Annotated in this window: 17 protein-coding genes and 1 tRNA gene; 12 read left to right on the plus strand and 6 right to left on the minus strand. The window is 64.4% G+C overall.

Annotated elements, in window-relative coordinates:
* Positions 1 to 3: 3 nt before the first annotated feature.
* Positions 4 to 762 carry a Smr/MutS family protein gene (locus BLS41_RS05230; protein WP_074763330.1) on the minus strand — a complete coding sequence of 253 codons (759 nt, stop codon included), beginning with the start codon at positions 760 to 762 and terminating at the stop codon, positions 4 to 6.
* A 401-nt stretch (positions 763 to 1,163) separates the two neighbouring features.
* Entirely contained in the window at positions 1,164 to 2,165 is a 1,002-nt protein-coding gene (gene trxB, locus BLS41_RS05235; protein ID WP_074763331.1) for a thioredoxin-disulfide reductase, read from the minus strand.
* Positions 2,166 to 2,545: 380 nt separating this feature from the next.
* On the opposite strand from trxB, the gene BLS41_RS05240 reads away from it, so the two are divergent.
* Together BLS41_RS05240 and lolA are read left to right on the plus strand one after the other, a co-directional pair.
* Positions 2,546 to 4,855 (plus strand): DNA translocase FtsK, encoded by a 2,310-nt coding sequence (locus BLS41_RS05240; protein ID WP_074763332.1) that lies wholly within the window; start codon positions 2,546 to 2,548, stop codon positions 4,853 to 4,855.
* Positions 4,856 to 5,175: 320 nt separating this feature from the next.
* Complete coding sequence (gene lolA, locus BLS41_RS05245) at positions 5,176 to 5,910, plus strand: outer membrane lipoprotein chaperone LolA (RefSeq protein ID WP_074763333.1); 735 nt, start codon at positions 5,176 to 5,178, stop codon at positions 5,908 to 5,910.
* 212 nt (positions 5,911 to 6,122) lie between these two features.
* Here the strand turns inward: lolA and cytX are convergent, their stop codons facing one another.
* On the minus strand, positions 6,123 to 7,439 hold the full coding sequence (cytX, locus tag BLS41_RS05250) for a putative hydroxymethylpyrimidine transporter CytX (protein WP_074763334.1): 1,317 nt from the start codon (positions 7,437 to 7,439) through the stop codon (positions 6,123 to 6,125).
* 376 nt (positions 7,440 to 7,815) lie between these two features.
* On the opposite strand from cytX, the gene BLS41_RS05255 reads away from it, so the two are divergent.
* The 7 genes from BLS41_RS05255 to BLS41_RS05285 all read left to right on the plus strand — a co-directional run bounded on the left by BLS41_RS05255 (position 7,816) and on the right by BLS41_RS05285 (position 14,965).
* Positions 7,816 to 9,129, plus strand: a complete 1,314-nt coding sequence (locus tag BLS41_RS05255) for a replication-associated recombination protein A (RefSeq protein ID WP_074763335.1) — start codon at positions 7,816 to 7,818, stop codon at positions 9,127 to 9,129.
* A gap of 148 nt (positions 9,130 to 9,277) precedes the next feature.
* Positions 9,278 to 10,573, plus strand: coding sequence for a serine--tRNA ligase (gene serS / locus BLS41_RS05260; protein ID WP_074763336.1), 1,296 nt, complete (start codon positions 9,278 to 9,280; stop codon positions 10,571 to 10,573).
* Between the two features lie 184 nt (positions 10,574 to 10,757).
* Positions 10,758 to 10,848 (plus strand) — tRNA-Ser (locus BLS41_RS05265).
* 211 nt (positions 10,849 to 11,059) lie between these two features.
* On the plus strand, positions 11,060 to 12,364 hold the full coding sequence (locus tag BLS41_RS05270) for an NAD(P)/FAD-dependent oxidoreductase (RefSeq protein ID WP_074763337.1): 1,305 nt from the start codon (positions 11,060 to 11,062) through the stop codon (positions 12,362 to 12,364).
* Positions 12,349 to 13,218 carry a DUF1365 domain-containing protein gene (locus tag BLS41_RS05275; RefSeq protein WP_143026219.1) on the plus strand — a complete coding sequence of 290 codons (870 nt, stop codon included), beginning with the start codon at positions 12,349 to 12,351 and terminating at the stop codon, positions 13,216 to 13,218. Before BLS41_RS05270 ends, BLS41_RS05275 begins: the two co-directional genes overlap by 16 nt.
* A gap of 12 nt (positions 13,219 to 13,230) precedes the next feature.
* Complete coding sequence (locus BLS41_RS05280; RefSeq protein WP_074763339.1) at positions 13,231 to 14,442, plus strand: SAM-dependent methyltransferase; 1,212 nt, start codon at positions 13,231 to 13,233, stop codon at positions 14,440 to 14,442.
* A 1-nt stretch (position 14,443) separates the two neighbouring features.
* A complete protein-coding gene (locus tag BLS41_RS05285) occupies positions 14,444 to 14,965 on the plus strand; it encodes a chalcone isomerase family protein (protein WP_074763340.1) in 522 nt (173 codons plus the stop codon).
* Positions 14,966 to 14,984: 19 nt separating this feature from the next.
* Here BLS41_RS05285 and BLS41_RS05290 read toward each other — a convergent pair whose 3' ends face one another.
* The 3 genes from BLS41_RS05290 to BLS41_RS05300 all read right to left on the minus strand — a co-directional run bounded on the left by BLS41_RS05290 (position 14,985) and on the right by BLS41_RS05300 (position 18,538).
* The gene (locus BLS41_RS05290) at positions 14,985 to 16,046 is read right to left on the minus strand and encodes an alpha/beta hydrolase (RefSeq protein WP_074763341.1); all 1,062 of its coding nucleotides are present in this window, start codon (positions 16,044 to 16,046) and stop codon (positions 14,985 to 14,987) included.
* 83 nt (positions 16,047 to 16,129) lie between these two features.
* Positions 16,130 to 17,434, minus strand: a complete 1,305-nt coding sequence (locus BLS41_RS05295; RefSeq protein WP_074763342.1) for an Nramp family divalent metal transporter — start codon at positions 17,432 to 17,434, stop codon at positions 16,130 to 16,132.
* Between the two features lie 126 nt (positions 17,435 to 17,560).
* Positions 17,561 to 18,538 carry a ferritin-like domain-containing protein gene (locus tag BLS41_RS05300; protein ID WP_074763343.1) on the minus strand — a complete coding sequence of 326 codons (978 nt, stop codon included), beginning with the start codon at positions 18,536 to 18,538 and terminating at the stop codon, positions 17,561 to 17,563.
* 573 nt (positions 18,539 to 19,111) lie between these two features.
* Here BLS41_RS05300 and map point away from each other — a divergent pair.
* The 3 genes from map to minC all read left to right on the plus strand — a co-directional run bounded on the left by map (position 19,112) and on the right by minC (position 21,801).
* Positions 19,112 to 19,897: a type I methionyl aminopeptidase gene (gene map, locus BLS41_RS05305; protein ID WP_074763344.1), complete on the plus strand. Its 786-nt coding sequence runs from the start codon at positions 19,112 to 19,114 to the stop codon at positions 19,895 to 19,897.
* 250 nt (positions 19,898 to 20,147) lie between these two features.
* Positions 20,148 to 20,681: a GNAT family N-acetyltransferase gene (locus BLS41_RS05310; protein ID WP_074763345.1), complete on the plus strand. Its 534-nt coding sequence runs from the start codon at positions 20,148 to 20,150 to the stop codon at positions 20,679 to 20,681.
* A gap of 268 nt (positions 20,682 to 20,949) precedes the next feature.
* A complete protein-coding gene (gene minC / locus BLS41_RS05315) occupies positions 20,950 to 21,801 on the plus strand; it encodes a septum site-determining protein MinC (RefSeq protein ID WP_074763346.1) in 852 nt (283 codons plus the stop codon).
* Positions 21,802 to 21,831: the final 30 nt, after the last annotated feature.

Here is a 21,831-nt window from a genome sequence, read left to right on the forward strand (position 1 = left end):
CAGTCAGGGCCGCGTATGAGCCGGCGCCGCCCCCGGCTGCAACAGCACGACCACCGCGCCCGCGCCGCCGTCGTGCGGGCGTGCCTGACAGAACGCGATGACTTCGGATTTCTGCACCAGCCACGCGCGCACCTTGCCCTTCAGCACCGGCTCCTTGCCGATCGACCCGAGGCCCTTGCCATGGATCACGCGCAAACAGCGCAAGCCGCGCTTCACCGATTCGCGGATAAATTCCGCCAGCGCTTCACGCGCTTCGTCGCGCCGCATGCCGTGCAGATCGATTTGCGCCTGCACGATCCAGTCGCCGCGCCGCAGTTTCCGAACGACTTCCTGGCTCACGCCGGGGCGGCAGTAGGACAAGGTTTCGTCGGTGTCGAGCAGGACTTCGGGATCGTATTCGTCCGAGATCGCTTCGTGCAGGACCGCTTCTTCGTCGAGCCGCGTTTGCACGGGCAGCGGCGGCGGGGGATTGCGCGGCAGGCTCGCGCGCGGCGGGACGGCCAGCGGCGCGACGGAGCCGATTTCACGGCGAAACAGGTCCGCATCCGCCGATGCCTCGCGCTGCGCCGCCACGGCTGCCGCGCGGTCGCGTTCGCGCCGTTGCGTGTCGACCTTCAACGCATCGCGCAACGCGCCGAGGCCCGCGAGACCGGCCGCCGGTTCGATCTTCGGTTTGACGGCGGGAGTGGAGGCCTCGGGCGCGGGCCTGGCGACGGTGCGCGCGCGTTTCGGTTCGCTGGGATGGGGTTGATTCTTCGGCATATCGGTAATACACGCAGAAAGGTAGATCGAACGCGGGGTGCTGGTGGAGGGCCGGGGCCTGGCGCGTCGTGTGGTCGCTGCAGGAGACCGCGTCACACTGCGCCGCGCGAGCCAGGCTAGTTGTAGACCGCAGACCGCAGACCGCAGACCGCAGACCGCAGACCGCAGACCGCAGACCGCAGACCGCAGACCGCAGACCTCAGACCGCAGACCTCACCCGCAACCACAGGCCGCAATCACAAGCCGCAACCGTAGGCGACGACCCGCGACTACACACGCAAAAAAGGCCGCAAGCTTTTCAGCCGCGGCCTTCTGTCAAACCGGCGGCCGGGCTAAACCCAACCGCCATTTTACCGTCGCGCCTGCCGTTGCAGGCCGGGGCGCACCGTCAATCCCGCCGATTAACGCTCGGCTTCCTGGCTCATCGCATGCTCGCCGGCCATCTCGTTGATGGTTTCCAGATAGCGTTGCGCGTCGAGCGCGGCCATACAGCCCGTGCCCGCGCTGGTGATCGCCTGGCGATACACGTGGTCCTGCACGTCGCCCGCAGCGAACACGCCCGGAACGCTGGTCGCGGTCGCGAAACCGTTCAGGCCGCCCTTGGTGATGATGTAGCCGTTCTTCATCTCCACCTGGCCTTCGAAAATGTCCGTATTCGGCTTGTGGCCGATCGCGACGAACAGGCCTTGCAACGCGATGTCGGTCGTTTCGCCGGTTTGCGTGTGCTTGATACGCAGACCCGTCACGCCGGATTGATCGCCGGTCACTTCGTCGAGCGTGTGGTTCCACTTGATCTCGACGACGCCTTCCTTTTCCTTCGCCAGCAGACGGTCGATCAGGATCGGCTCGGCGCGGAACTTGTCGCGGCGATGAATGACCGTGACCTTCTTCGCGATGCCCGACAGGTAGAGCGCTTCTTCCACCGCGGTATTGCCGCCGCCGATCACGGCCACATGTTGCTGCTTGTAGAAGAAGCCGTCGCAGGTGGCGCAAGCCGACACGCCCTTGCCCATGAACGCTTCTTCGGACGGCAGGCCGAGGTACTGCGCCGATGCGCCGGTCGAGATGATCAGCGAGTCGCAGGTGTATTCGCCCGAATCGCCGATCAGGCGGATCGGCTTTTCATCCAGCTTGGCCGTATGAATATGGTCGAAGATGATTTCGGTGTTGAAGCGCTCGGCGTGCTCCAGAAAGCGCGTCATCAGCTCCGGGCCTTGCACGCCGTTGGCGTCGGCCGGCCAGTTTTCGACGTCGGTCGTGGTCATCAGCTGGCCGCCCTGGGCCATACCGGTAATGAGTACCGGCGACAGATTGGCGCGCGCCGCGTAGACCGCTGCCGTGTAGCCGGCGGGGCCCGAACCGAGAATCAGAACCTTGGCGTGTTTCGTGGAAGTTGCTGGCATGATCGAATCCTTATACGGCGCCCGGCTCGCCCATGCGATGCCGTGCGACTTGAGCTGAAACTGTAGATGGGTATCAGACCGGCATTATAAAGGGCGGGGCGCCGGGCTGCTCCATGAAGCTTTCCGATCGCGGCGATAGCGTGGCGGTGGCCTGCCGACGCTGTTTCGTGGCCGGTGTGTGTGGCCAATCGGCCAAGTTACCGTCATTTACAGCCTTGCGCGAGACACTGCGTTTACAATAGGCCGGATCGAAGTTCCCAGCAGCCTGAAGCGGGCTCAAAGCCACGCCGGGCGAGGCTCCGACCGTGTTTGCGGTTGGCGCCCGGCTGGCAGGCGGTTAGCAGAAACGCCGGGAATCGGCACCACACGCAACAGGATCAATGGCAAAAGCTCCCTATTCCGCGAGCGCGCAGGCGTTGCCGCACCGCATGTCGCGCCTTCTGACCGAAATCCGCTGGCTACTGCAGGTGGCGCTCGGCGTTTTCCTGCTGATGGCGCTCGTCAGTTACAGCCGCAACGACCCGAGCTGGACCAATTCCGCGCAGACCGACCATATCGCCAACTGGGCGGGCCGCTTCGGCGCGCGCACCTCGGACATCATGCTGCTGCTGTTCGGTCTGTCCACCTACTGGTGGGTCGTGCTGCTCGGCCGTCACATTTCCGCCAACTACCGCCGCATCACCCGTCACGAAGACGGTGAGGACGACGCGCCGCGCGGTGTCGGCTGGCTCGCCGACGCATTCGCGTTCGCGCTCGTGCTGCTGTCGTGCAGCGGCATCGAGGCGCTGCGCATGTGGTCGCTGAAGGTGCAGTTGCCGGGCGTCAAGGGCGGCGTGGTCGGCGACGCGGTCGCGCGCGGGGTGTCGCATGCGCTGGGGTTCACGGGCGGCACGCTCGCACTGTTGATCGCGCTCGCCATCGGCCTGTCGCTGTATTTCCGTTTCTCGTGGCTGTCGGTGTCGGAGAAGGTCGGCGAGTCGATCATTTCCGCGGTGACGTTCGCCAAGCTGCGCCGTGAAGCCGGCCGCGACCGCAAGCTCGGCGAAGCGGCGGCGGTCAAGCGCGAAGGCAAGGTCGAGAAGGGCCGCGTGCGAATCGAAGAACACGAACCGGTCGTGATCGTTCCGCCGGTCGTCACGCCTGTCAAATCGGAGCGCGTCGAGAAAGAACGGCAGGTGCCGTTGTTCACCGATCTGCCGGGCGATTCCACGCTCCCGCCCATCTCGCTGCTCGACGCCGCGCCCGCCGCGCAGGAAACCATTTCCGCCGACACGCTGGAATTCACGTCGCGTCTGATCGAGAAAAAGCTCAAGGACTTCGGCGTCGACGTGAGCGTGGTCGCCGCGTATCCGGGGCCGGTCGTCACGCGTTACGAAATCGAACCGGCTACCGGCGTGAAGGGCAGCCAGATTGTAGGTCTGGCGAAAGACCTCGCGCGCTCGCTGTCGCTGGTGTCGATCCGCGTGGTCGAGACCATTCCGGGCAAGAATTTCATGGCGCTGGAATTGCCCAATCAGCGTCGCCAGACGGTGAGCCTGTCGGAGATTCTCGGCTCGGCCGTGTACGCGGATGCCGCGTCGCCGCTCACCATGGGGCTGGGCAAGGACATCGGCGGCAAACCGGTGTGCGCCGACCTCGCGAAAATGCCTCACCTGCTGGTGGCGGGCACGACCGGTTCGGGCAAGTCGGTGGGTATCAACGCGATGATCCTGTCGCTGCTCTACAAGGCGAGCGCCGACCAGGTCCGCATGATCCTGATCGATCCGAAGATGCTCGAAATGAGCGTCTATGAAGGCATTCCGCATCTGCTGTGTCCGGTGGTGACCGATATGCGCCAGGCCGGTCACGCGCTGAACTGGGCGGTCGCCGAAATGGAGCGCCGCTACAAGCTGATGAGCAAGCTCGGCGTGCGTAACCTCGCCGGCTACAACAACAAGATCGACGAAGCGGCCAAGCGCGAAGAGAAGCTGCCGAATCCGTTCAGCCTCACGCCGGACGACCCGGAGCCGCTCGCGCGTCTGCCGAACATCGTGATCGTGATCGACGAACTGGCCGACCTGATGATGGTGGTCGGCAAGAAGGTCGAGGAACTGATCGCGCGTATCGCGCAGAAGGCCCGCGCGGCGGGGCTGCATCTGATTCTCGCCACGCAGCGTCCGTCGGTCGATGTGATCACCGGGCTGATCAAGGCCAATGTGCCGACGCGAATGGCCTTCCAGGTGTCGTCGAAGATCGACTCGCGCACGATTCTCGACCAGCAGGGCGCGGAATCGCTGCTGGGCATGGGCGACATGCTGTATCTGCCGCCGGGCAGCGGCATGCCGGTGCGGGTGCACGGCGCGTTCGTATCGGACGAGGAAGTGCACCGCGTCGTCGACAAACTGAAGGAACAGGGCGAGCCGAACTATATCGAGGGCATTCTCGAAGGCGGCGTGACGGGCGAGGGCGACGAAGGCGCGGCCGGGGGAACCGGAGGCGCCGACGCCGAGTCGGACCCGTTGTACGACCAGGCGGTCGACGTGGTGCTGAAGAACCGCCGCGCGTCGATCTCGCTGGTGCAGCGGCATTTGCGCATCGGCTATAACCGGGCCGCGCGTTTGCTCGAGCAGATGGAAAACTCGGGCGTGGTGTCGGCCATGTCGTCGAACGGGAATCGCGAGATTCTCGCGCCGGCACGGGAAGCGGAATAGGTCTTTGGCCTTCGTTTCGCTGCGAGGCTGGCGGCGCAGCGAAGCGGCGGGTGGCGGCTTTGCGTGTCTCGCCGTTGCGGGCACAGATCGCGCAGCGAGAGAGCACGGTAAAACCGCCTATAAGGCCCGCTTAAGGGCCGCCGCCTAAGCTGTCGAGCAAGGCCGGTGTCTGAGCCATCGGTCGCACAGGCTAGCCGCGAACCAGCCGCGGGCCAGGTCACGAGCCGCCAGACAGCCACTCGAGCGCAGCCTTAAGGCAGTCGCTCCTCTGAGCGTCCACCGCGACCGTTTAACGAATTCAATTCAAGGGAGAAAACTACATGCAGCTTTTCGCGCAGAAGCACGCTCGACCGCGTGTTCAATCCATCAGCCTTGGCCAGCTTCTTCGGACGCTGGTGCGCAGCGCCGGCAGCGTGGCGATCGGTGCGTCGGTGCTGTTCGCGTCGCAGGCATTCGCAAGCGGCACCGAACAGTTGAAGGCGTTCGTCGCGCAGGTCCATTCGGCGCGCGGCACCTTCGTGCAGCAGGAAGTCCGCGCGCCGAGCAAAGCGCAGGGCGCGAGCGGCGCGCTGTCCACGTCGGGTATCAACAAGACGGGCACGTCGAGCGGCACGTTCACGTTCGCGCGTCCCGGCAAGTTCATCTGGCAATACGAGAAGCCCTATGCGCAACTGTTGCAGGCGGACGGCGACAAGCTCTACGTGTACGACAAGGACCTGAATCAGGTGACGGTGCGCAGTCTTGGCGGCGCGCTCGGCGCGAGCCCGGCGGCGATCCTGTTCGGCAGCAACGACCTGGACAAGAACTTTACGCTGCGTGACGCGGGCGTGAAGGCCGGTATCGACTGGCTCGAATTGACGCCGAAAGCGAAGGACACGCAGTTCCAGACCGTCGGCATTGGCTTCAAGGACGGCAATCTCGAAGCAATGGAATTGCACGACGTGTTCGGCAATGTCACGTTGCTGACGTTCTCGAATATCCAGAAGAACCCGCCGCTGCCGGCCGATGCGTTCAAGTTCACGGTGCCGAAGGGCGCGGATGTGATCAACGGATAAGCAGCGCGCTGCTTTTGTGTGACCGGGAAAACCGCGCTTTCAGGCGCGGTTTTTTTGCGCCTCTTATTGTTGACGGCGTACCCGGCGCGCTGTTCGTTCATGCTCGAAGACACCATGAAGTGCGCGCTTCAAGCGGCCGCGTCAAAATAAGAAAAGGCCTGCAAATGCAGGCCTTTTTCACTCCAACGTCCGTCAGACTACAACGCCAAAACTCACGCGTACGCCGCCTTGCGCGTCGACACGAACGCGAGATAACACAGCGCGCCGATCACGAGCGACGGCAGCGTCGCGCCGAGATTCGGCAGCCACTGGTTGATCACCTGGTACGAGGCAATCCCGATCGCCCAAGCGATGAACGCGCTCAGGTGCCAGCCGCCCGAGAAGCCATAACGTCCGCGCACATCGGCGAGCGCCGCAGCTTCGATACGGCGTTTGCGCACGATGAAGTGATCCATCAGCACCACGCCGAACAGCGGAGCGAACACCGAGCCGATCAGCAGCAAAAAGTTTTGATACTTCGCCATCGGGATCAACAGCGCGATCAGCGTGCACAGCGCGCCGAATGCCGCCGACAGCATCGGCACACTACCGCGCGTCCAGAACGTGCCGGTCGACACGGCAGCAGAGTGAATATCGGCGAACGCGTTGTCGATTTCGTCGATCAGGATCAGCAGCAGCGCAAGGCCGCCGCCCGCTTGCGCGAGCGCGCCGGTCAGCAGCGCGTCGCCGCCGCCTGCGGCGAGGCCGTAGATCGCGCCGAGCGCGTAGAACCAGATGTTCGCGATGCCATAGCCGAGCAGCGTGCCGCGGAAGGTTTCGCCGGGGCGTTTGCCGAAGCGCGTGTAATCGGCGATCAGCGGCAGCCACGACAGCGGCATGGCCACGACCAGATCGATTGCACCGCCGAACGACATGTCGCCCGTACCCGGACGGCGCATCAATTCAGCCAGATCGTGCTTCGCGAGCAGATTCCACGTGAGCCACGCGGCGCCCGCGAGCAGCAGCCAGATGCCCCACGTGCGCAGAAAACGCCGCACGAACGACAGCGGGCCGCTGATGGCGAGCAAGGTTGCGAGCAGACCGAAGACGACGGTCCAGATCAGCGGCATCGAGAGGCCGAACGACTGCTTGGCGAGTGCGTCGGCGGAATCGCGCATCACGATCACTTCGAACGAACCCCAGCCGACCAGTTGCACCGCGTTCAGCACGGACGGGATCGACGCGCCGCGCACGCCGAGCGTGGGACGCAGCGACGACATCGCCGCGAGCCCGGTGTCCGTGCCGATCACGCCGACCAGCGCCAGCAGCACGACGCCGATCACGCTGCCGATTACGATCGCCAGCAGCGCATGCGGCAACGACAGCCCCGGCACCAGCAGCGCGCCCGCCTGCGCGACCAGCAGGCCGATGCCGAGCGAAAACCAGAGCGCGAATGCGTCGCCGGTACGGAACGCGCGACGCGCGTCGGGCACCGGCGTGAGCGGCGCGTAGGTGGAACCGGCGTCGCCGGCGAGAGGATCTTGTGCCATCTGGTCTTGTCCCTGTTGCTGTTTGTGTTGCTGTTGCTTGCTAGGTTGAATGCTACGTGTTCTGTGTCTCGATACTGCCGGTCCCGGCGACCCGCGCCGATACCGCCGCGCGGCGTTGCAGCCGGGGCTGTTTGCCTTTCAACAGGCTTGTCCTGTCGTCGAAATCCGCGTGAAATTCCAACGGAATTTCGCCCGGAATGGCTGATCAGAACCTTGCCGAATCGTCCGGCCGCGCCTTGCCGCCTTCGCCCGGCGGCCGTCGCTGTCATAATGCAGGACGTTGCCCGCGCCTCGTGGCGCCGCTTTGAGCTCATCCGGCAGCACGCCGCCATCGTACGGACCGCGTCCGGAAAGCCGAGATTATCCCCAAAACGTCATGTTTGAAGAAACCCGTGCCAATGTTCCGCTCGCCGAACGCCTGCGGCCCCGCAATATCGACGAAGTGATCGGCCAGAAGCATCTGCTCGGCCCGAACAAGCCGCTGCGGGTTGCGTTCGAATCCGGCGAAGCGCATTCGATGATCCTCTGGGGCCCGCCGGGCGTCGGCAAAACCACGCTCGCGCGGCTCATGGCCGACGCGTTTCACGCCGAGTTCATCGCGTTGTCGGCGGTGCTGTCGGGCGTGAAGGATATCCGCGAAGCCGTCGAAACCGCGCAGATTCATCGCGCGAACGGGCACCAGACGCTGGTCTTCGTCGACGAAGTGCATCGTTTCAACAAGAGCCAGCAGGACGCGTTCTTGCCGCACGTCGAGTCGGGGCTGTTCGTGTTCGTCGGCGCGACGACTGAGAATCCGTCGTTCGAAGTGAACAGCGCGTTGCTGTCGCGAGCGGCCGTCTACGTGCTGAAAAGCCTGACCGACGACGAGCAGCGCGAATTGCTCGACCGTGCGCAGCAGGAACTCGGCGGCCTCACGTTCACCGACGAAGCGCGCGACGCGCTGATCGGCTCCGCCGACGGCGACGGCCGCAAGCTGCTGAACAACCTCGAAATCGTCGCGCGCGCGGCTGCGCAGCAGAAGACCACCGAGATCGACGGCCCATTACTCGGCAGTGCGCTCGCGGAAAACCTGCGCCGCTTCGACAAAGGCGGCGACGCATTTTACGATCAGATCAGCGCGCTGCATAAATCGGTCCGCGGCAGCAGCCCGGACGGCGCGCTGTACTGGTTCTGCCGGATGCTCGACGGCGGCGCGGACCCGCGTTATCTCGCGCGCCGTATCGTGCGGATGGCGTGGGAAGACATCGGTCTCGCCGACCCGCGCGCCGCGCGCATCGCGCTCGACGCCGCCGAAACCTACGAGCGCCTCGGCACGCCGGAAGGCGAGCTGGCGCTGGCGCAGGCGATCATCTATCTGGCGGTCGCGCCGAAGTCGAACGCCGGTTACAACGCGTATAACGAAGCGCGGCGTTTTGTCGGCAAGGATCAGTCGCGCGGCGTGCCGGTGCATCTGCGAAACGCGCCGACCAAGCTGATGAAGGAACTCGGCTACGGTCACGAATACCGCTATGCGCACGACGAGCCCGATGCGTATGCCGCCGGTGAGACCTATCTGCCGGAGAACATGCGCGATCCGCACTGGTACGAGCCGACGCCGCGCGGGCTCGAAGGCAAGATCGGCGACAAGATGGCGCGTCTCGCCGAGCTGGACGCGCAATGGCGCAGCGCGAACAAGCCGAAAAAAGGCTGAGCCATTCGAGCGCGTCACGCGGCGCACCTTCGGGCAGCGCTGTGCATAACGTGTCGGCAATCCGCACACGTCCACGATCTAACGCACCGGCCGCCCGCGCCGGTGCGCTAAAATCCCTCCTTCATACAACGAATACCCGTCCCATCCCATGCTCGACATCCAGTTGCTGCGCAAAGACCTCGACGGCGTCGCCAAACGCCTCGCCGACCGCGGCTATACCCTCGACGTCGCGGCTTTCACCGCGCTCGAAGCGGAACGCCGCGATACCCAGACCCGTACCGAAGAAATGCAGGCACGCCGCAACAGCCTGTCGAAGCAGATCGGCGCGATGAAGGGGCGGGGCGAAGACACGTCGGCGGTGATGGCCGAAGTCGGCGGTATCGGCGACGAAATGAAGGCGTCGGCGGCAAAGCTCGACGATATCCAGAAGCGTCTGTCGGACCTGCTGCTCGGCGTGCCGAATCTTGCGCACGAAGGCGTGCCGGTCGGCACCGACGAGTCGGGCAATGTGGAAGTGCGCCGCTGGGGCACGCCGCGTCAGTTCGATTTCGAGGTGAAGGATCACGTCGATGTCGGCGCGCCGCTCGGTCTCGATTTCGAAACGGGCGCGAAGCTGTCGGGCGCGCGCTTCACGATGTTGCGCGGCCAGATTGCGCGGCTGCATCGCGCGCTCGCGCAATTCATGATCGACACGCATACGCTGCACCACGGCTATACCGAGGTGTACACGCCGTATATCGTGAATCCGGAAATTCTGTACGGCACCGGCCAGTTGCCGAAATTCGCCGACGACATGTTCCGCGTCGAGAAGGGCGGTGACGAGAACACGGTCACGCAGTACCTGATCTCCACGTCGGAAATTTCGCTGACGAACACGGTGCGCGACAGCATCGTCGAAGCGGACGCGCTGCCGATCAAGCTGACCGCACATTCGCCGTGCTTCCGCTCGGAAGCGGGTTCGTATGGCCGCGACACGCGTGGCCTGATCCGTCAGCATCAGTTCGACAAGGTCGAGATGGTGCAGATCGTCGCGCCGGAAGCGTCGTATGCCGCGCTGGAAGAAATGGTCGGCCATGCGGAGACGATTCTGCAGAAGCTGGAACTGCCGTATCGCGTGATCACGCTATGTACCGGCGACATGGGCTTCTCGGCAGCGAAGACTTACGACATCGAAGTGTGGGTGCCTGCGCAGAACACGTTCCGCGAGATTTCGAGCTGTTCGAACACCGAGTCGTTCCAGGCTCGCCGGATGCAGGCGCGTTTCCGCAATGCGCAGGGCAAGCCGGAACTGCTGCATACGCTGAACGGGTCGGGTCTGGCTGTCGGCCGTACGCTGGTCGCGGTGCTGGAGAACTTCCAGAACGCGGATGGCTCGGTGACCGTGCCGGCGGCATTGCGGCCTTACCTCGGCGGCATCGAGAAGCTGGAAGTGCCGGCTGCGTGATCGATGCAAGGGCCGCGACTTGCGTGAGCGTGGCGGTCCCGCCGTGACCCATTTCCAGGTTTCTTCAAAAATTTTCGACGAAGGGCTTGGAAAAGAGAAATGAGTGTTCTATAATCTTTCTCTCTCAAGCAACGACCCGCTTGAATCTGACGAAGTAGCTTACCGGCTACGAGTTGGAAAAACCGGAAAGGTGGCAGAGTGGTCGAATGTACCTGACTCGAAATCAGGCGTACGGTTTTCCCGTACCGTGGGTTCGAATCCCACCCTTTCCGCCAAATTAAAAAACCCCGCAGAGCGAAAGTTCTGCGGGGTTTTTGCTTTGTGGTCCGGCTCTTTGGCGACTGTTTGTTGCCGCAGCTCGCTAGAGCTTTCCGTCACCGTCCTGCTGCATCCATTTTCGTCGCCGCTGCGTAATTCCCCTCAAGGACGCGCACGCCTCGCCAAACCCACAAACTAACCGCGCGACCCCAAACGGGAGACGCGCTCATGCATCATCAATCCGTATCTCCGCCTCAACTTCCGCGCGGCTCGCGGGTCGCGGTCATCGGCGCGGGCATCTCGGGTTTGGCCAGCGCCTATCTGCTGGCCCGCGAGCATCAGGTCACGCTGTTCGAATCGGCGGATTACGCGGGCGGCCATACCAATACCGTCGACGTCACACTCGACGGTCACACGCATCCCGTCGACACCGGCTTCCTCGTCTTCAACGACCGCACCTATCCGAACCTGATCGCGCTGTTCGGCGAGCTCGGCGTGCAGTCGCATCCGAGCGACATGACCTTCTCGGTCTCGCTCGACGAAGGCCGTCTCGAATGGGCCGGCACCAGTCTGAACACGGTTTTCGCGCAGCGAAGCAACCTGTTTTCGCCGACCTTCATCGGCATGTTGCGCGACATCATGCGTTTTAACGGCAGCGCCGAGCAGAACCTCGAACTGGCGACGCAATCGCGCGCGTCGATGGGCGAACTGCTGACGGCGGGCGGCTACGGCGGCGCGTTCCAGCGCCACTATCTGCTGCCGATGGCCGCCGCGATCTGGTCGAGCGCGACCGCCGACATCCTCGCGTTCCCGGCCACCACCTTCCTGCGCTTCTGCCTGAATCACGCGCTGTTGCAGGTGAACCGGCGGCCGCAATGGCGGACCGTGCTCGGCGGCGGACGTGAGTATGTGAAACGCATTGTCGGCACGCTCGACGATGTCCGGATCGGCACGCCGGTGCGTGGCGTGCGACGCGACGACGAGGGCGTCAGCGTCTATACCGACGACGGCACCGAGCGCTTCGACGCGCTGGTGCTCGCCACGCACGCGCCGACCACGCTGCGTCTGCTGGAAGACGCCGGTGAGGATGAGCGCAGCGTGCTCGGCGCCGTGCGTTATCAGCCGAACGTTGCTGTGCTGCATACGGATACGTCGCTGCTGCCGCGTCGTCAGCGGGTGTGGTCGGCGTGGAATTACCTGGGGCGGCAGGGTGTCGACGGCACGCGGCCGGTGTGCGTCAGCTATCTGGTCAATCAGTTGCAGCCGTTGCCGTTCAGCACGCCGCTAGTCATCACGCTCAATCCGGTGACGCCGCCCGCGCCGGGCACCGAGTTGCGCCGCTTTCACTACGACCACCCGCTGTTCGATCTCGCCGCGATCGACGCGCAGCATCGTCTGCCGTCGCTGCAAGGCCAGCGGCGGACATGGTTCGCGGGCGCGTGGACGGGTTACGGTTTTCACGAGGACGGTCTGAAATCGGCGCTGCGCGTGGCCGCCGATTTCAACGCGGCACCGACATGGGCGCAACTATGACGCCGGCCGACGCTAACGCAGCCGTCAGCGCAACGCCCGACGCCTGGCTCCTGACCGGCCAGGTCATGCACGAACGCGTGCGCCCGGCGCATCACCGGTTCACGTACCCCGTGTTCTACGTGCGCTGCGACCTGGACCGTCTCGATTCGCTCGACAGCGGCTGGTTCGGTATCGACCGCTGGCGTCCGTTGAGTCTGTATCGGCGCGATCACGGCCCACGCGACGGCAGCGAACTCGCTACGTGGATGCGCGAACAACTTTCCGCAGCAGGCATCGGCGAAGCGGACGGCAAGATCTGGCTGCAGGCCTTCCCGCGCGTGTTCGGCTACGCGTTCAACCCGATCAGCTTCTGGTTTTGCCACGACCGCAACGGACAACTCCGCGCGCTGCTCGCCGAGGTGCGCAACACCTTCGGCGCGCGCCACAGCTATCTGCTCAGCGCAGAAAACAACGCGCCGATCACCGTCGACACCCCGCTCGAATGCCGGAAAGTGCTGCACGTCTCGCCGTTTTGTCGCGTGGAAGGAAGCTATACGTTTCGCGTGAAGGAGGGGGCTGACCGCTCGTCCGTCGCGATCGATTACCACGACGCGGACGGTCTGCTGATCCGCACTGCGTTGTCCGGCCGCCTGACGCCGCTCACTCGCGCGAGCGCATTCGCCGCGCTGATCCGCCAGCCGCTGCTGAGTGTTGGCGTCGTCGTGAGAATTCATTGGCAGGCGGTGCGGCTTGCTCTCAAAAAAACACCGTTCTACGGCAAACATCCCGCGCCGGGCCGCAGCACCGACGCATCCACCGACCCCGTCGCAGCCGCCCGGACTTCCGCCGCTGCGCAGCCCGTTTCGTCCGATTGAGGAGCTTCAGCCATGGCGCTTTCAAGAACCCTTAGCGGCCTTCAGACCGTCCCCGCGTCAGGCCGCCTGTTTCTTTCGCTGCTCGAACGGATCAAGGTCGGGCACCTGGTGCTCGTCACGCCGGACGGCCAGCCGCGCGTGTTCGGCGATCCGCACGCGGCGCCCGGCGCGCGTCTTGAACTGCGCGACTGGCGTGCGTGCGGTGCGATTCTGCGCAAGGGCGACATCGGTTTCGCCGATGCGTGGCGCTCGTTCTGGGTCGATACGCCCGACCTCGCCGCGTTGCTGCGCGTCGCGATCCGCAACGAGCGTGCGCTGCAACGTACCGTGTACGGCGGCTGGCTCGCGCAACTCTGGTACGGGCTGCGGCATCGGCTGAGGTCGAATACGCGCTCGGGCAGCCGGCGCAATATTCACGCGCATTACGATATCGGCAACGCGTTTTACGCCCAGTGGCTCGACCCGACGTTCACGTATTCGAGCGCGGTGTTCGACGGCAATTTTCATCAGTCGCTTGAGGATGCGCAGCACGCGAAATATCAACGCATCATCGATACGCTCGGTTTGCGCGCGGGCATGCAGGTGCTTGAAATCGGTTGCGGGTGGGGCGGTTTTGCGATGCATGCGGCGCGCCAGGGCATCCATGTGCATGGCGTGACGATCTCGCCAGCGCAACTCGAATTCGCGCAGCGACGCGTGAACGAAGCGGGTCTGGCTGAGCGCGTGCAACTCGAATTGCGCGACTACCGGACCTTGACGGGGCAGTACGACGGCATCGTGTCGATCGAAATGTTCGAGGCGGTCGGCGAGAAATTCTGGCCGACGTACTTCGAAATCGTACGCGAACGTCTGCGGCCCGGTGCCCGCGCGCTGGTGCAAACCATCACGATCAACGACTCGCATTTCGCCGCCTATCGCGCGACGAGCGACTTTATCCGCGAGTTTATTTTTCCGGGCGGCATGCTGCCGAGCCCGCAACGTTTCGTCGATGCCGCGCGGCGCGGCAAGCTGGTCGCGTGTACTTCGCTGCAGTTCGGCCGCGACTACGCGGAGACGTTGCGCCGTTGGCGCAGCGCGTTCGAAACGCAACTCGACACGATCCGCACGCAAGGCTTCGACGAAATTTTCGTGCGCACGTGGCGGCTTTATCTGGCCTACTGCGAAGCGGGTTTCGATGAAGGACGCACAGACGTGATGCAGTTTCTTCTCGCGAAGGCCGACTGACATGCGCGCGCTCGCGGCTCTCGCGCTGATGCTCGCGACGTTGTCGGCGAGCCCGGCGTGGGCGGATTGGCATGACGACGTGCAGTCCGCGAAACTGGTCGGCGAAGGCGATTTCAGCGTGTTCGGTTTCAGGCTGTATCGCGCGCAGATGTGGAGCGAGCGCGTGCCGGTCGATTACGGCGAGCGCTTCGCGCTGCACATCGTCTACGTGAAAAGCATCCGGCGCGAGCGGCTGGCGGACACGGGCATCAACGAAATCAAACGGATCGCCGACGCGCCGATTCCCGCGCAAACGTTGGAGCGCTGGCGCGCGAACATGCTTCAGGCGTTCGTCGATGTCGCGCCTGGCGATCAGCTCAGCGCGGTTTATCTGCCGGACAAAGGCGTGCGGTTTTACGCGGGCGAGCGCATGACAGGCGAGTTCGACGATCCCGCTTTCGCGCGGGCGTTCTTCGGTATCTGGCTCGATCCCGCGACGCGCGCGCCAGCCTTGCGCAAGCAATTGCTGGGGACGGTGCAGTGAGGTTGCGGGCGCTTGCGGCTTATTCGTGACGGCCGGGCGCGCTTTGCCTCGGGCAATCCGCATCCTGCGTCGATGCCGAGGTTTGTGCGGTGTCTGCAGCGGCAGTAGCAGTAGCAGCTTTTGCGCGCCGCCGAATCTGATACACGTTGCTTGCCGTGCTTGCCGTGCCTGATGAGGACGACGGAGGCATCTTCAGTTCAAGCGCATCCCGGCACACCGTCGCGTCGATAAACGCGCTGACGTCGTCGAGCACCGGCGCGAATCCGCGTAACGGGCCCGCAATCGCTCCCACCAGCAGCGCATGCCCGACTCGCGGATAGTGCTTCACCTCCACGTCCCGATCTCCCGCTGCGTGCAGCCTGGCGGCGAGGCGGTCGGTGTTGCCTGGATCGACTGTGGTGTCGCGCTGACCCGCAGCGATGAAAACCGGCGGCTCGTCGCCTTCGACAAAATTGATCGGCTGACTCGCGGCGCGCAATGCGGGCGGGAAGATCTGTTCGAGCGTGGCGTCGTGCAGTGGCAGGAAGTCGTACGGACCGGCCAGCCCGATTACGCCGCTCAGGTCGCTTTTGCTCATCTGCTGCGCCGCGAGGTAGCGGCCGTCGGTGGCGAGCAGCATCGCGATGTGCGCGCCAGCGGAATGGCCCATCAGAAAGATTCGCGACGGATCGCCGCCGGTTTCGGCCGCGTGATCGCGCGCCCAGCGCACGGCGGCGGCCGCGTCATCGACGAAACCGGGGAACGCGGTATCAGGCCATGTCCGGTAGTCGGGCACCACGGCGACATATCCGCGCGACGCCAGCGCTGCGCCGACGAACAGGTAACTGCTGCGCGAGCCGTTTTGCCAGCTTCCGCCATAGAAGAACACGACGATGGGACGTCCATGTGCCCCGGCCGGCGGCGCACCGGCTGCCGGGGTGTAGACGTCTAGTTGCTGGCGAGGGGCGGTGCCGTAGGGCAGGCCGCTTTCCACGTGGAAACTCTTGTGCGACACGGCGGCATTGAGCACGCCCGCCGCGCTGCAACCGCCAAGCGCGGCGAGGGCGAGAGCGGCGGTCACGGTGAGCAGGCGTCGAGGCATGAGGGGCGATCGTCCGAAAAAGTTCGTTCGATCAATGTACGCGGTGGCTTGGGGAATGGATGCAGGGGCGGTTATCCGCCCATTCATCCGCTGATGTTCATCACCTGCCAAAGCAGAACCCCGTTCAGGCCGACCACCACCAGCGCGCCGGTCGCGGCTGCAATGGTCGTCGAGCGCCGGTTCCGGTAACGGCCCATCAGCTTCCCGCTCGATGTGAACCACACCAGCGCGATCATCGGCAACGGCAGCGCGATACTCAGCACGACCTGGCTCAGCACCAGCGCGCGCGTTGCATCGACACCGAGCGCGACCACGATAAACGCGGGCACCATCGTAACCAGCCGCCGCGCCCACACGGGCATATGAAAGCCGACGAAACCCTGCATGATCATCTGCCCGGCCATCGTGCCCACCACCGAACTCGACACCCCCGACGCAATCAACGCCGCCAGAAAGAGGCCCGCCGCCGCGCCGCCGAGCAGCGGCGTGAGCGTACGCCACGCGGTTTCGATGCTCGCGATCTCCGCGTGTCCGGCGTGAAACGCGCCCGACGCCATGATCACCATCGCCATGTTGATGAGCCCGGCGACCCCCAGCGCAACCACCACTTCGATATTCGAAAACCGCAGCAGCTTCGCGCATTCGCCGTCGTTGCGGGGTTTCACGCGATGCTGGGTCAGCCCCGAATGCAGGAACAGCACATGCGGCATCACGGTCGCGCCGATGATGCCGACGGAAATGGTCAGCGCGTTGCGATCGGGCATCGACGGCGTGAACGTGTGCTTCGCCACGGCCGCCCAATGCACCGGCGCAATCAGCAATTCCGCGAGATACGACAGCCCGATTACGCCGACGAGCGCCGCAATCGCCAGTTCGAGCGGCCGGAAGCCGCGCTTCTCGAATTGCAGCAGCCCGTAGGTGACGGCGGCGGTGATCAGCATGCTCGGCATCATCGGCAAACGCGTGAGCAACGACACGCCGATCGCGCCGCCGACGAATTCGGCGAGATCGGTCGCCATCGCCGCGATTTCGCTGACGCCCCACATCGCGAACACGCAACGGCGCGGTAGCGACGCGCGGCATAGCTCGGCGAGATTGCGGCCGGTCACGAGCCCGAGTTTCGCGGACAACGACTGGAACAGCATCGCGACCACGTTCGCCACCGCGACCACCCACAGCAGCGAGTAGCCGTAGCTCGCGCCCGCCTGGATGTTGGTCGCGAAGTTGCCGGGGTCCATGTACGCGATCGACGCCACCACTGCGGGCCCCGCGAATGGCAGGATCGCCCGCAGGCCGCGCCGCCTTCCCGCCAGCGTCTCGCGGATATCGAAGCAGGTTTGCTCGCTGAGGGTCTGCGGCCCTACGGCCTGGCTGACTGCTTCGTTCATCGCGGCTCCTGTTCGTCGTCCGGCGTGCGGGGCAATAACGGTGAAGCCCGGCGAACGGGGACGCGCGATTGCGATAGCGGTCGCGGCGTCCCGTTGCCGGTGAGGCTGGTGCTCACAGCATGCGCGTCACGCGCTCATGTTGAGCGTCCCGTTCACGCCGTTCGGGAAGAAGCCGCCTTTGGTCGCGATCGAACTCGTCAGATAGACGATGTTGAGCACGTTGCCGTAGCCACGGCTGAACGCGAGTCCGTTGCTGTCGAGCGGCACGATGTTCGACGTGCCGGCCGTGGCGCCGGTGATGCCCTGATCGTCGTGGCCGTTCTGATCGAGGCTGTTGCGCGCGGCCGAGATCGCATTGGCCGCCGTGACGAGACTCGTCATGTCGATCCCTTTCGAGTACAGCACGGTGCGTACCAGCCCCGCGTGATACGCCTCGGCCGCGAGAATGCCGGCCGCCGCTTCGAGAAACGTCTTGTTGGTGATGAGCGGCGAAGCGCCTTTGTAAGCGGTGACGCCGACGTCTTCGAAGATGAACGCGCCGAGCAGGAAGTTGTTGTCGCTCTCGTACGGATTGAACGCGACGCCTGCGCCGACGAGTCCCGCCGCGCGCGCGGCATTCGAGAACGCGCCGTTAGGATTGGTGCCGCCGATATCGATCGACGGCATCGCGACCGCTGCCGACCCGAGCGCGCTGCGCAGGAATGCTACGTGCTCGCGTTCGTCGTTGGCGATCTCGTTGGCGTAGGCCTTGACCACTGCGTCCTGAAACGGAACCTGCTGGCCGGGAATCACCGTGCCCGCCGTGCCGACGCCCGCCGTCATGCTGGCGGCCAGTCCCGAGCCGGTCGTTGCGTACGTGTAGAACTGCGATTCGAGGTACTCCAGATTCAGCGCGAAGTTGAGAATTTCAGCGTCGGTCGGTGCGCTGGCCGCCGACACGCTCGAACCGGACCCGCCGCCGCACGCGCTGATCAACGTGCCGCCGACCAGACCCAGGCCCAGGCCGCCGGCGTTGCGGAAAAATTGCCGGCGCTGCAGGCGGCGCTCGACGCGACGATCGAATGCATCGATCAGGGATGCTGATTTATTGCTGGATTCCGACATGGTTCTGCTCCTCCGATGGTTCACTGCGGACGCTGCCCGCTCGCGTGCTCGAACGCAAAAACGCGGACGCAATGAGGCCCCGGTTCTTCTGAGAAGAACTAAGTATTAGACGGAGAAGAAGAGAGTCCTCACCCGCCTTTACGGAGCGAATCTGCGACTAGATGCAAACCTCACAAAAGATTTCCTGGTGCATTCGCAACATGTGCCGCTTGCGCTAATCCGGCGGGCAGAAACCTGACGTTCCGTTGAGAGTTTTTAAGATGCTGGATAGTGCCGCGTTAAAACGGCCGATCGCCCGTTCACGTCGCTCAGCCCGTTTTGCGGAGGATTCGCCGCGATCCTCTGTACAATTGCCCGATCGACCGCCCGCTGAAGTACGAAATTGCCGCATCACCCAGGCGACAAGTGCAAAGCGGGCGCTGCATGACAGGGCGCCCCCACCTACCTGTATGAGCTTGCGCTTATGACATGTATCAGGACCCGCATTTGCACCGGCGCTCGTCGCGCTCATCGCATCTGCCGTCCCGCGCCCTTTGAAACATCGAACCCATCCGACTTAAATCGACTGAATTCATGGCCATTACCTACAAGACTCCCGACGACATCGCCAAACTGCGCATTTCGGGCCGCCTCGCGGCCGACGTGCTGGCAATGATTGGCGAGCACGTCAAGGCCGGTGTCTCCACCGACGAGCTCGACGCGCTGTGCAACGACTACATCGTCAACACGCAAAAGTCGATTCCGGCCAATGTCGGTTATCTGGGCTTTCCGAAGACGGTTTGCACGTCGGTGAACTCGGTGGTGTGCCACGGCATTCCGAACCGCGCCGAGATCCTGAAAGACGGCGACATCGTCAATATCGACGTCGCGATCATCAAGGACGGCTATTTCGGCGACACCAGCCGCATGTATTGCGTCGGTCAGCCGAGCACGGTGGCGCGTCAGCTGATCGACACGACCTACGAGGCGATGCTTGCCGGTATCCGCGAGGTGAAGCCGGGCGCGACGCTCGGCGATGTCGGCTATGCGATCCAGAAAGTGGCGCAGCGCGATGGCTTTTCGATCGTGCGCGATTATTGCGGGCACGGCATCGGCAAGGTCTATCACGAAGATCCGCAGGTGCTGCACTACGGCCAGCCGGGGCAAGGCGTGCGTCTGAAGCCGGGCATGGTCTTCACGATCGAGCCGATGGTCAACGCAGGCCGCGCCGGCACGTCGGTGCAACGCGATGGCTGGACGGTGGTGACCAAGGACCGCTCGCTGTCCGCGCAATGGGAGCACATGATCGCCGTCACCGACGACGGTTATGAACTGCTGACGCCGTGGCCGGATGGCACCGGCAGCTACGAAGCACCTTGAGTAAAGATTGAGCACAGTGAGCGCGCCGCGCATCGGGTCGATGCGCAACGCGTTCACGCAGCAAGTCCAGCAGCATGGTCACGCGGCATTGCGCCGCCCGCGTCTGATGCCCGACGCGTGAAAAGTGCCCAGTTTTTGCGCGTTTCGTGCCGATACTTCGCGCGGCGGCTGAATCCAGTCAAGAATGAATTGACTCGCGCGCCGGTTCGGTTAAAGCTACGCCTTAGGGTTTCAAGGGGTTTTCGTCTGCATGATTCCGTCATTGACCGTTCGCCGTATTGCCGCTGAACAGGGCACCGTTTTTCGCGAACTTCGCACCGCGTCGCTGAGGGAGGCACCCTACGCCTTCGGCGCGACGCTCGAAGACGCGTTGTCGGCGGAGGCCGCCAGTTTCGACGTGACCGCCGCCGAGCACGCGGTTTCGTTTTCCGTCAGCACTTTCATTCTTTACACCGAGGGTCATCCGGCCGGACTGATCGAAGCGCATTTCGACGACTCGGCAGCGCGCCGCGCGTTTGTCTGCGAGTTGTGGGTGGCGCCCGCGGTGCGTCATCTGCGGGGCGGCGAGTTGCTGGTCGATACCGCCGGCGCGTGGCTGGCAGGCGAAGGCGCGGACGAAATCTACGCGTGGGTCGCCGACGCCAACCGTAACGCCATGCGCTTCTACGAGGCGCTCGGTTTCGGTCCGACCGGCGAGCACCGGCGCGTCGAGCGTGCGCCCGAGCAGGTCGAAAGCCTGCTCGTACGGCATGTGCCGGTTACGTCCCAGGTGCATCAGCAGTGATCTCCGCGAGCGGCGCGTCAGTCTGCCGCTCGATTCCCTTCCATGTCTGCACAGCGTTCGTAGCCGGGCGCGTGGGTCGCTTGCCGGTCCACACATTCGCTCGATCGACGGCGCCTGGCCAGGCCTCGCGGTCAGGCTGTTGGCCGCTACGCGGCGCGAGCAGGCGGTGCGTGAGCACGCGGCCGTCGAGCGCATTTTTTCTCCCGGCAAAAAAGCTCGCTGTGCGCGTGGACGCCTGTAAAATACGCAAAATTTTTTGCCGAACGCTATGTCGCCCAAGAAATCGCCCTTTTTCGAACTCCGCAGTGGCGCTGTCGATACGCTCCTGTTCGTGGTCAAGACAACCGACCTCGATGCAATGCGTGCCGAGCTGACCCGGCGCTTCGAGGCGACCCCCGAATTCTTCGCTAACGACGTCGTCGCGATCGACGTGCGGCGCCTCGCCGTGAACGAACGCGTGTCGCTCGCCGACATCGCGCAACTGCTGGACAGCGTGCGCATGCGGCCGGTCGGCGTGGTCGCGAACGCGCAGCAGGGATGGGCGGCCGAGTCGGCGCTACCGCTGCTCGAGGCGCGCGACCGTCGTGGCGCCAGCGGAAAATCCGCTGATGAAGAGGGCGCTGCGGCCAACGCGAGCGCCGCCGCCAGTGCCAGCGCGAGCGCTACGCCCGCTGCGGCCCAGGCAAGCTTGCTTCCGCCCGACATGCCCGCTTCTGCATCCGCGAGCGCTTCCGCCGCCGTCGAACCCACGCCTGCTGCCGAGCCCGTGCGGCTCGCCACGTCGTCGCAAACGATGGTGGTCGACAAGCCGCTGCGCTCCGGTCAGCGCATCTACGCGAAGGGCGACCTGGTCGTGCTCGGTCTTGTGAGCTACGGCGCGGAAGTGATCGCCGAGGGCAACATCCATATTTATGCGCCGCTGCGCGGCCGGGCATTGGCCGGCGTGCAGGGCAATCACGACGCGCGCATTTTCTGCACGTGTCTCGAGCCGGAACTCATTTCGATTGCGGGCATCTATCGAACGACGGAGAACCCGCTGCCGTCCGACGTGCTCGGCAAGCCTGTGCAGATCTGGCTCGAAGAAGAAAAGCTGATGATCGAACCGCTGCGGCTCACGTAACGCCTGCGAAGTGCGCGCGGCGCTGAATGA

This window comes from Paraburkholderia fungorum (assembly GCF_900099835.1).
GTDB lineage: Bacteria > Pseudomonadota > Gammaproteobacteria > Burkholderiales > Burkholderiaceae > Paraburkholderia > Paraburkholderia fungorum_A.